The organism is Candidatus Omnitrophota bacterium (genome assembly GCA_013791745.1).
Classification (GTDB): Bacteria; CG03; CG03; order CG03; family CG03; genus CG03.
In genome coordinates, this window is sequence record VMTH01000105.1 from 1 (window position 1) to 10122 (window position 10122).

At 44.0% G+C, this 10122-nt stretch carries 8 protein-coding genes; 3 read left to right on the plus strand and 5 right to left on the minus strand.

Features of this window, described 5'->3' with window-relative positions; translation table 11 throughout:
• Positions 1-1168, minus strand: a 1168-nt coding sequence (locus FP827_04700; protein MBA3052373.1) for a hypothetical protein, incomplete at its 3' end; no start/stop codon positions are given.
• An 8-nt stretch (positions 1169-1176) separates the two neighbouring features.
• Entirely contained in the window at positions 1177-5247 is a 4071-nt protein-coding gene (locus FP827_04705) for a hypothetical protein (protein MBA3052374.1), read from the minus strand.
• A 375-nt stretch (positions 5248-5622) separates the two neighbouring features.
• On the opposite strand from FP827_04705, the gene FP827_04710 reads away from it, so the two are divergent.
• On the plus strand, positions 5623-6552 hold the full coding sequence (locus FP827_04710; GenBank protein ID MBA3052375.1) for a M23 family metallopeptidase: 930 nt from the start codon (positions 5623-5625) through the stop codon (positions 6550-6552).
• Positions 6553-6930 carry a polymer-forming cytoskeletal protein gene (locus FP827_04715; GenBank protein MBA3052376.1) on the plus strand — a complete coding sequence of 126 codons (378 nt, stop codon included), beginning with the start codon at positions 6553-6555 and terminating at the stop codon, positions 6928-6930.
• On the opposite strand, the gene FP827_04720 is transcribed toward FP827_04715, so the two are convergent.
• Positions 6927-7424: a hypothetical protein gene (locus FP827_04720; GenBank protein MBA3052377.1), complete on the minus strand. Its 498-nt coding sequence runs from the start codon at positions 7422-7424 to the stop codon at positions 6927-6929. The two genes, FP827_04715 and FP827_04720, sit on opposite strands and share 4 nt — an antisense overlap.
• 160 nt (positions 7425-7584) lie before the next feature.
• Here FP827_04720 and FP827_04725 point away from each other — a divergent pair, with 160 nt between their 5' ends.
• Positions 7585-8265, plus strand: coding sequence for a hypothetical protein (locus FP827_04725; protein MBA3052378.1), 681 nt, complete (start codon positions 7585-7587; stop codon positions 8263-8265).
• Between the two features lie 9 nt (positions 8266-8274).
• Here the strand turns inward: FP827_04725 and FP827_04730 are convergent, their stop codons facing one another.
• Together FP827_04730 and amrS are read right to left on the minus strand one after the other, a co-directional pair.
• Entirely contained in the window at positions 8275-9258 is a 984-nt protein-coding gene (locus tag FP827_04730; protein MBA3052379.1) for an FAD:protein FMN transferase, read from the minus strand.
• 29 nt (positions 9259-9287) lie between these two features.
• Positions 9288-10122, minus strand: an 835-nt coding sequence (gene amrS / locus FP827_04735) for an AmmeMemoRadiSam system radical SAM enzyme (GenBank protein MBA3052380.1), incomplete at its 5' end; no start/stop codon positions are given.

The following is a 10122-nucleotide window of genomic DNA, read 5'->3' on the forward strand; positions in this document are numbered from 1 at the left end:
TAACGAAAGCCGCGCTTGTCGTATTAAAGCGACCTTCTAGAACAGGCGTTGCAATGTTTATTAGTTCATCGCCCCGTATTTTCCCTATCCGTTCGGGGAAGTAGCGTGAGGCAATATATAAATAAACAGCATCTCGCAGAAGTCCGTCATAAAAAGAGTTGTAATCTGCTTTTTGCGGATCTCCCAAGCGTGAATGAGAAATCAAATTTTCCGCTTTTCTGTTCAACCGGTGCATCTGATATACGGCAGCCAGATAAATGCCGGTTACGTCTTTTTCCCAACCAGTCTTGTCGTTCTTAGTAAGCCAATTGCACAAAGTATCCGCATATTGCGTGGTAACTTCCTGATAACGGGTCAAAACATATATAGCGTATGCAGCTATCCGGGCTTGGGACAATGATTCTACTTTTTCAGAAGCCAGTGTGCGCAGATATAGGCGTCCCCTGGATAAAAGAGTTTGCGGCACAGGGTAACCCGCATCTTGTGCCTCAAGAAGAAAATGCAGGGTATACACTGTCTGAAAAGATGATACATGAGAATTAGCTGCCCAGAACCCGAACGCTCCTTCGGCATTTTGTCTGGATTGAAGGATTTTTACGGCTCGATTGAAATGAGCATCAGATTTTTTGGAATCATAGCCAAATTCAGGATGTTTTCGCAGGACAATAGCCGGGACCGTCTGACTGACGAGCTGTTCCGTACAACTGTATGGGAAATTCCTTAAATAAACATCTAATCCGTGCGCAAGACCAATTGGTACTTTTGATGCCGCCGTGTCCAAAACTCTAAAATGAGGATAGAGCTTTCTTTCGACTGAGATTTCTGCTTTCCCGCGTTTTTTTAGATAACCGCCTTTAACTATTGTCATATATGGAATAGGCGGCCTTATACTAAGGTCTATAGAGGATTTTGATTGTTTCCCGACCATAGAAGCTATAAATGTGAAGTTCCCCGATCCCAGTACATTATTTGCGCGAATCTTAAATTTTGCAACGCCTTCTCTTTTTTCAGCTATTTCAAGGGTCTGTATATTTGTGCCAATTACTTCCGTGTGCTTTGATGTAATTAGCTGAAGTTTTATTTCAGCTTTCGCCCCGGAATTGTCCACATTATTATGGACGCCAATACTAACTTCGAATGCATCACCCGGCGCGACAAAAGTAGGCACATTCGGCGTTAAAACGAACGGCCCGCGCACAATTCCTTTTTTTCGGTTACCCCGATTGTATCATCAGTGAGAGAAACAGCCATAACGCGTACTGTCCCGTTGAAATAATCGGGCATGTCAAAAACTACTTCCATCCACTCAGTATCCATGTCTATAATACCTGACCAGTAAGCAACCGGTTTCTGGCGTTTTCGTTTAAATGGATTCAAGTTCTTTGATAGCGCGTCTTTGTCATATCCATCGCCACTCGTACTAAACAATTCTTTGAAAATTGTAAATTCCGGAAGAATTAAATCTACAATCTGAGATGTGCGTACTTCAAGCGCCCGTTTCTCAAAGAATTTGGCTAAAGGATCAGGGGTTTTATATTTGGCCACTTGCAGGATTCCTTCATCGACGGCAAATATAACAACTTTTCCTTTTTTGTTACTTTTATACTTTATTTTATAGGGATTCCCCGGAAGCGCTATTTCGGGAATATCAATCTTTAGCTGATTAGTTCGTCTTGCAAGACTAACAGTAAAGGGTACTGCCGCATAACTTAAAGGACTTGTGAATATTTCTTGTGAATCTATGGCGCGCACAAAAGAAACATTTATATATCCATTGCCCTCAAGGTTTTCCGGAACCGTAATTCGCTGTATAGAGTTTGTGGTATTGGTTTTAAACCATTTTGAAGCATAAACTTTGTCCCGTTCTATTGTGATTACACCGGCACCTTCATATGGGGCAGTAATCTGTATTTCGATCGTCTCACCCGGCGCGAAATCACTTTTGTTTAGTTTTATTTGGAGTTCGGCGTTTTTGTCAAGTGACCGGCTGAGGTTTGCCTTTCCAATGACGCTATAACCTGTGCGTAAAAGTTCAAAATCTTCGTTGTCGCGCACAGAAATAATATAATTTCCCGGTTTTTGGGCGGGAAGGTCATACATCAATCCTTCAGGCGGGATAGATATTGTTTTGGAACTGATCACTACTTCTTTTTCAACAGACTGATACTTATAGGTTCCATTTCTCTGTTTTACTAATGTTGAAACATAAAGCCGATTGATTAAAACAGCTCTTAACCCCGAAACTGCTGTTTGTTTTAATTTTGAGTCTATCGCTATGATTTTGATATCATGTTTGCTGTCGCGTTTAATATATTCCAGATTGCTATTAGACTTATAGCCCAAAAGGAACGGGAGGTCTGAAACGAAAATAGAACTTTCGGAACTAACGCCTCTGCCTGCCTCAGCCTCGTAACCACTGGCAAGAAAATCTATCCGGTAATAGGCTTTTTCAAAACGCGATAGGTCAAACTCAAAATCTGCTTCCCCGTTTTCATCAGTCGTCTTGTCATTAAGGCGTTCCGTGAAAGTGCTCATGCCGTTTTTCTTTTTACGATTTGGATTGATAAACGTATAATCTCTATAGGCGCGAAAAAATGGAGGGCAAGGTGATATTGTTAAGTCGGCGGCAACCCGGCGTTTTTCCGCGGGAGTTCCGAAAAGATTCCTTAACATTACTAAGCCCTTTAGGTTATCCGGCGTTACCCACCCCTGCGGAAATTCCTTTGAAAAAAGAGTGGTGATTTTCATGCGGTCAGGTAGAAATTCCTCTACCTTGACAGACACCGAACCAAGCAGAGTACTACGTTTACTATCTTTAACTATATAAACCCGAAACTGGTATTGTCCGGTTGGGCCGTTCTCTTCTGTTGTATACAGAATTTCTTCAAATCCAAATTGTGATAACCGAATTCTTTGTTTCTGTATTTCCAGACCGCGAGCATCAATTACAACTGTTTCCAGAGGAATGCCCACCAGCACCGGATTCCAATCGCCCCGTTTTATTATGGCTCCTACGCGAATTGCATCACCCGGACGATAAATACCTCGATCTGAGAAAAGATATGCCTGTAATTTTTCAGGAGATAAACTTGTATGGATTCCACCGATATCAAACCGGGAGAAATTCAACATTCTATCATTCCAATTATATGGAATAAAAGATAAGTCAAGTCCCTTTTTCGCTACAATGGCAACGGGCTCTTTTTCGTTAGTGAAGCTTTGCAGGGGAGGAAAAAATACAAATCCTTGATTTTCTGTTGTTTTTGTGACAACGGGAACGCCATTTTTACCGATTATGTGTACATCAACTCCCGCCAAAGAATTCCCGGAGGGGATAGACTGCACAAATACTTTCCGGCTGCCATCCTTTTCTTCCTTTACCAGAAGACCAAGGTCAGTTACTAAAACTAAACGTTTGTCCTCCATCCCGGTAGTTCTTTTTCTAACAGGATCCCAGCTCTGAACTTTCAAGAAGAATAGCCCATGTTTTGCACCTAGATAACGTGAAAAATCTACGGCTGTATACTGTGTTTTAGGCCGACTCGTTTGAATAAGCGTACGGATTTCAGTAAATACTTCTGTAATATTATCAGTCCCGAATCTATAATTTTGGAAATATGGGCTTTTAAACTGTCCCCCGGATTGACTTACCATGTGATTGATTTGTCCGGGAAGTACACGTGCAAAAGTGACTTTGATGGCTTCTATTCCATTTGAGATAACTGATAGTTTCTTATCCCCGCTAAGGCTCAAGACAGCGCCGTCATGCATGATTTTAAGTTCCCGGGAAAAACTTGGTATCCGTTGAATAGTGTCATAATGCTTAGCTAAAACATACCCCCCGTAGGCCTGAATTCCTTTATTGAGTTTAATGTAAAGATATTGATTCGGTTCAGTCTCAAATTTATAGGAGTGTACTGTGGTAAATTCTCTGTCTGTTGGAATAGGAGTCAATTCAAGTTTTTGAGAGTGCTCTAAAATTTCCGGCCCGATTATTCGAGTATCACCCCAGCTATAATTTACTATAGTTCTTTTATCTCCGGGTACGGGAGGCCGGTTTTTAGGCAGTAAATAGACAGTCATGTTTTTCTGAATTTCTGATCCATGTACATCAGCGCTTGCCGTTAGTACTAATATTTGTTCCGATTCATATAGTTCATTGTGTACGATAGTTGCTTGAACAGATTCCACGCGGAAATAGTTATACATCCCCGGGATAGTTACCGTCTGGCTCAGAGTATTTGGAAAATCCTGCCCTCCTTTTGCTGCTTGAACTTCATTCTCGATAACAACGGTCATTTTTGTGTCATCAGGAGGGATCCGGATGATATCCGAGAAAATATATGCCTCACCGTTAAACTTGTCATAGGTAACAGTAAACGGAAAAGATTTTTTCCCCATTCCCATAAAGCCGGTCTTTTCACCTTCCATTTGTAAAAATATGTGTTTTCCAAATTCCTCAGGAACTACCGCATGGCTAAAAACAGCAGTAGCGACAACTCTCTTGACCATTGGGTTCTTGGGATCCTGATAGAATTTCACATCTTTCAGGCTGACTGTGAACGGCGCAGAATTGAAACTAAATTTATATGTTCTAAGCTTTAGATGTTTTGGAAATATAGAACTGTCTAATTTTACTTTGTATTCCTGTCCAACTGCCCAGTCTTCTTTTGGCGTAAAGGTTAGTTTTGAATCAGATACCCATCTCCATGTGCCCTTGACGGGAGGATCCACATAGATACCGTCTGATATTATTTTTCCCACATGTTTTAATTGAGCCGCGGATCCATTGAAAGTTATAGTTACCGATTCCGGCCTGCTGTTTTCCATCAGCTTTGTTGGCCCGGGGGAACTTATATTAGCAGTAAGTTTTTGTGCGTCGGGTCTGCATGCGCGAAAGGTTGCTAAAAAAATAATTCCGATTGCTATACCTATATAGATTCTCATCGCCCGAGTAGTGTTTTTATGCAGCAGCGTATTGACTTCCAAAAATTTTACCCGTAATTTTTCAAAAAGCATGATCCCCCATGTGTTAAATTTCCATAGAATATTTTTATTTACCTCATCATTTCTACCGACACTATAATGCTTCATAAAACCGCCTAAGATGAAGATGGCCAAGCCTATAAGGCTGTAGATGAAGTCTTGTATGTTGCCGCTGGTAGCGAATTTCGATATCTGCCAGATAGAAAGACCAATACCCGTAATTTGAAGAGCAATAGAAATATACTTTGTAAAATTTTTCATAAAATCCCCCTTTTAAAAAGGTTATGCCGATAAACTACTTCAAATTATAATACTAAATTCCCTGTTTATTTGGTTGCGCTAGGCAGACATCCAATCGATTTAGTATAATGAATCACAAAGGAATTGTAAACACAGAAATATGTGGGGTTTGTAACCAGGGGGGAAAATGGAACAAATGGAAGTGATTGGGGCGATGAGTGTCGTAAACATTGTTATGAATCTGGTGATTTTGATTTTGTGCTCTTTTATTTTCGCGAAAGTCAGAACACTGCGCAAATTCCTGAGCAAATAACAGCGAAACAAATAACCGCGCCGCGTTACACGGCCGCGTTACGCGTTGACAAAGTCAGCGGCCAGATAGTATAATTATCTCTTATGAGCGATAAAACCGTTAAACGGTATCATGTGCCCAGGAAACAGCTTACGATTATGCTGCTTCCCCACGGAGGAAGACGCGGAACACAGGTCACAATATCATATCTGTTCCTGTTTCTCGGATGCTCAGTGTGGTTCGCCATAACAGCGACAGCGGCATATTTCATAAGCGAACGCGTGAAAATTGACGAAACTCAAAAAGCGAATATCACGCTGCAGAACAAGGTTGTCAGTTTCAGTGAAAAATTAAACAACTCCCTCGACCTTATCGCAGAGACGTCCGAGCTCAATACCCGGCTGAAAGGGATACTCGCGCTGGGGAAGGAATCAAAGATCATAGAATACTCAGCCGCCGGCGGGCCGTCAAAACTCCAGAGCCTCCAGTTATCCAAAATTCTTCTTGAGACAAGCCCCGCTGAATCCGAGGAACTGCTGGCGATGAATGTGGAAGAAATGCTCGCGGGCGGATGGCAGGAAAAGCTCAATTTTCGCGAGATTTCAGAATACCTGAACGAAAAAAGAATACTGGCCCGTTCAACCCCCGCGATTTGGCCGGCCATGGGAAGGGTGACAAGCCCCTTCGGTCTGAGAGCTTCTCCTTTTACGGGAAACAGCCAGTTCCACAGCGGGCTTGACATCGCGAATGTGAAAGACACCCCCCTGAGAGCCACTGCCGACGGGAGAGTGGTTTTCGCGGGCTGGGCGGGGAATCTGGGCAAAACCGTTGTGATATCCCACCGCATGGGATATACAAGTTATTACGGACATTGCGATGAGGTTTTTGTTAAACAGCAGGACAAGGTCGAAAGAGGACAGATAATCGCAAATATAGGCAGCACCGGACGCGCGACCGGATATCATGTGCATTATGAGATAAAACGATACGGGAAAGCGCTTAATCCCATGTATTTCGTTAACAGGAGTTTTTAAATGTTCGGTTCAAACAAACTAGAGAAAAAAATAGGCCGTATTGAGACAGTGATAGGTCACGAAAGCGTGATAACCGGCACCATCGCAACCAAAGGATCCCTAAAAATAGACGGGCTTGTGAACGGCGGGATAGAGCAGGCGGACGCTGTGATTATCGGCGACACCGGAAAGATCATAGGCGACGTCACCGCGCAAACGGTCATTGTAAGCGGGGAGGTGGAAGGCAATATCCACTCTTACATATCCATGGAACTCATGGAAGACGGTAAAATAAAAGGCGACATCAAGACCTCGCAGATAACCATAAACGAGGGGGCTTTTTTTGAAGGCAACGTCACCATGGAAAAAACCGCTCCGCTGCCGAAAAACGAAGACTAATCAAAATAGAGAAGGGCCCGGGCTATTTCTTCTCTCACGGCTGAATTTTTCATTTCCATAAACAGTTTCCGGAGGCTCTCTTTCTCTTTCATCTCCCGCAAGGTCATTACCGCGCGGATCCGCAGCTCATCTTTCTCATCTTCGCGGGAAACAATGGAAGCAAGCATGCCGGCAAATTGACGCTCATCCATATAACCGGCCATATCTATGCACCAGTAACGGAATTTCCAGTAATAAGACTCCCCTTTTATGCCGGACCATAAATCCCTGCCTTCAATAGCATCTGCTATAAACGGCGCGGCGGCCGACGGATGGTCCAGCAGAACAACGGATTCTTTAAGCGTGCTTATACCGAGACTGTCTAGAGAACTGCCCGAGGCGGCTTTCTTCCTCACCCTTTCCAGCGCCTCAAGGACGGCTCTTTTTTGATGAGGGCTGATCCTCTGTTTTTTTTCTGTCCAATAATCGCGCGGAACCTCAGGCTGAACAATCATACGCTTAGCCGGATAACACCCCGACATTAAAATTAAACCCAGCACCAGCGCGGCGGCGCGCGAGGTTTGACTATAAATTTGATTTTCTGTCATTTTATTGTAGAATATATCATAAAATTTGAGAAAATAACATGAACTTTTTGCCAGGGGGGATAAATTTATGGAATTTGTGAGAAAGCACGCCAAGACAATTCTCAGCGTTATCGCCGCTGTTTTCATAATCGGCCTTTTCTATATGAACTATCAGGCTCAGATGCCGACAGCCGTTAAAGTTAATAAAACTAAAATAAATTATGACGATTATCACCAGTCTTTCACACAGCGCCTTGACAGAGAGCGCGATGAGAGGGAAACGCCCCTCACCGCCGACGATATCAGTAACATAAAGCAAAACATTCTCGCTCAAATGGTACAGGATGAACTCATAATGCAGCAGGCCGGGAAATTCGGCGTAAAAGTGCCGGACGAAATAATCTCATCTTCCATAATGTCCATGAAGGCATTCCAGCAGGACGGAATATTCAGCCAGAATATCTATCAGCGCGTGCTGGCCATGTATTATAAAATGTCCCGATTTGACTTTGAGAACAATTTGAGGGATTCTATTAAAAAACAATTTTACAGAGATTTAATGCTGTCGTCCGCTAAAGTGTCACCCATGGAGGCCGCCATCGTATTCAAATCATCCTTCCCTAAAGAAGACTTTGAAGAAAAAAGGGCGGAATTTAAAAACACACTGCTGAACGAAAAGCGTTCGCTCATCTATTACGGCTGGATGGACAACATGATAAAAAACTCCGAGATAATCAACAACCTTCCCACGCGGGAATCCGGTAACTGACATTTCCTCTCAGCGGACTATATGGTTCCTGAATATTTCATTTGACACGGTTTTGCCGTCAGGCTCGTAAATCATAAGGCCCATGCCGCGCTCATCAGCCAGGCCAAGTGCCTCTTCTGTCTCCATGAGCATAAAAGCGGTGGCGTATATGTCAGCATCGAGCGGCGCTGCACAGATAACCGTGACCTGCCTTTTGTCCGAAGAGAGGCCGGTTGTCGGACTCAGTATATGAGTGTATTTTTTTCCGCCGTCCATAAAGAAATTCTCATAATCACCGCTTGTTGCGACAGCTTCATCCGTTATACCCAGGACAAGCGTGAAACTTTTTTCTCCGGGCTGGCGCACCCCTATCCGCCACAGTTTCCCGGAATTTTTCCCCATGGCCAGTATGTCTCCTCCGGCATTTATCAGAGCGTCATTGACGAGATTATCTCTCAGCGTTTCCGATAATCGCTCCAGGAGATAACCCTTGCCGCAGCCGCCGAAATTGAGCAGAGCTCCGCCGGTTTTAATAACATCCCTCTCTATTTTTATTTTATCGGCGCCCACCTCGCTTAAAGCTTTTTTCAGATCCTTCGGAGGCGCTGGAGCACCCTTATGGCCGGACGCCGGCGAGAATCCGCTCACTTTCAAAACCGGCTCAACAGTCGGATCAAAAAGGCCGCCTGTCTGCCTGTGCGCGTGTTTGACGCGTTTTATCAGCGCGGCAAGTTCCGCGTTGCGCGATATCCCGTTCCTGTTCAGTTCTGCCGTCGAGCCGGACTTAACGCTTAAAAGATGATCACAGCGTTTGATTTCATCTTCCAGAATTCCGAAAAGATCCGCATCACAGCCGCCCGGCAGGCTTATATCTATAAACGTTCCAAAATAAAGAAAACGCCTGGTTTTTATCCCCCGCGAACAAGACCCGAATAAAAACACCGTCCCTAAAAAGAAACATAGAAAAAGAGGACGTCCTACTTTTTCTACGATATGTCTCCCCCTTCTCAGCATAATATTAAGGACGTCCCCTTTTTCCTTTTTCACAAGGCTATGGACAGCTCAGCTCCGCAATTGGCGCAGCTGCTGCCGTTAAGGGCTTTGATCTCTACGCTGTAACCCGTACGCTGGATGAGAAGCGCCCTGCACACAGGACAGTATGTGCCAGTCTGGCCGCTGACATTGCCCTGATAAACAAAATCAAGTTTTTTAATCGCCACATCCCTTAATCTATCAAGCGTTTTCAAAGATGTAGGCGGAGATTTATGTTTGTGCGCGGGAAAATATCTTGATATATGCAGTGGGACAGACGGCGAAAGCGCCCATATCCAGTCAATCATTTCCCTGAAATCATCCTCATCATCGTTTAATCCCGGGATCACGCAGAATGTCAGTTCGATGTGTTTGCCGGCTTTCACGAACATCTCGACGCTGCGCATGACATCGCCCAGATCCCCGCCGCAGTATTTTTTATACGGCTCGTGGCGAAAGAATTTTATATCAATATTCGCCGCGTCCATCAAAGGCAAAAGCAGCGCGAGCGGTTTTTCGTTTATATAACCGTTTGTGACAAGTACATTTTTCAGCAAGTGTTTATTAAACAACTCCGCGCAGTCTCTGATAAATTCAAAATTGATCAGCGGTTCATTATAGGTGTAGGCAATGCCGACGGAATTATATGTTTTGGCCAGTGTCACAAGTTCATCCGGCCGGGCATCGCGCAACTGCGCATCCTCGACCGCCGACTGAGAGATGCCGTAATTCTGGCACCATGGGCAGATGAAATTGCAGCCAACGCTGCCGATGGAAAGTATTTCTTTACCTGGACAGAAATTATACAGCGGTTTTTTTTCAAGGGGGTCCAGGCTCACAGAAGAA

Bases quoted from the DNA above. Each gene is read 5' to 3' on its own strand.
- FP827_04730 (MBA3052379.1), bottom strand. From the start codon at position 9,258: ATGCTGAGAAGGGGGAGACATATCGTAGAAAAAGTAGGACGTCCTCTT.
- FP827_04720 (MBA3052377.1), bottom strand. From the start codon at position 7,424: ATGATTGTTCAGCCTGAGGTTCCGCGCGATTATTGGACAGAAAAAAAA.
- FP827_04705 (MBA3052374.1), bottom strand. From the start codon at position 5,247: ATGAAAAATTTTACAAAGTATATTTCTATTGCTCTTCAAATTACGGGT.
- FP827_04710 (MBA3052375.1), top strand. From the start codon at position 5,623: ATGAGCGATAAAACCGTTAAACGGTATCATGTGCCCAGGAAACAGCTT.
- FP827_04715 (MBA3052376.1), top strand. From the start codon at position 6,553: ATGTTCGGTTCAAACAAACTAGAGAAAAAAATAGGCCGTATTGAGACA.
- FP827_04725 (MBA3052378.1), top strand. From the start codon at position 7,585: ATGGAATTTGTGAGAAAGCACGCCAAGACAATTCTCAGCGTTATCGCC.